Source organism: Mangrovibacter phragmitis (genome assembly GCF_001655675.1).
GTDB lineage: Bacteria > Pseudomonadota > Gammaproteobacteria > Enterobacterales > Enterobacteriaceae > Mangrovibacter > Mangrovibacter phragmitis.
Window position 1 is genome coordinate 1 of sequence record NZ_LYRP01000036.1, and the last position, 801, is coordinate 801.

Here is an 801-nt window from a genome sequence, read left to right on the forward strand (position 1 = left end):
ATATACGGCCGGTCCGGGTCGCCTTCGTGAAAGGCTATCGCCACTTCGGTGCCCTGAACCAGCGGGAAGTGGAAACCATATTTGTGCCCGCCATAAGGTTTCGCCAGACGCACCGGCATACTTTCCATACCTTTGCGTTTGTCGTCGCGGTCGGCATCAAACTTTACCCGGTACAGGCCCGAGGCATCCTGCCAGGCGTAGATGTCGTCGGGTTTGGCGCTGGTCACCCGCGCCATCAGGGTGCCACTGACCACCGGGCGAGGCCTCGCCGCCGGGCGCCAGCAGCGGTTCTCAAAGAACGGCATGGCCGACCACGCCACCTGCAGGGCGTTCTGGCGGCTGGCGGTGTAAACCGTGCTGATAATCACCACGCCGTTTTCTGTTTCCCGGGGCAGTGTGGGTGGCATGGCCGCCTCAGTGATAACCAGAACCTGCGCCGGGCTGAGTGTATGGTCGGTGCTGCGGCCCGTTACCCGGGTCTGGTCTGATAAAAAGCGTTCATGCTCCAGGCGCGCCCAGAAGTGGCCGGTTTCAGGCGCCGGGTTAATGTTATCTCCGCGCGCCTGGTGCCGTGGCCGGTGGTGGTAGACATCTCCCCAGGTGACACCCTCGCCGTCGCCCCGGGTCATGTCGGCGGGTTCCGAGAGCAACACCCGTTGTGCTTCACGGTGGTTGTAGTCACCGGCGGTAACCGAGCGCACCGCCACATTCTGCGTAACATGAACATCCCATACCGAGTCTGCGCCATTATCGTTAGCGCCGGACGGGCTGTTTAACGGCAGTTTTTTCCCGAAGAACCAG

The 801-nt window shown here is 62.0% G+C and carries 1 protein-coding gene; it reads right to left on the minus strand.

Going from position 1 to position 801, the window contains the following annotated elements:
* On the minus strand, positions 1 to 801 hold an 801-nt coding region (gene vgrG / locus A9B99_RS17600), incomplete at both ends, for a type VI secretion system tip protein VgrG (protein ID WP_156519092.1).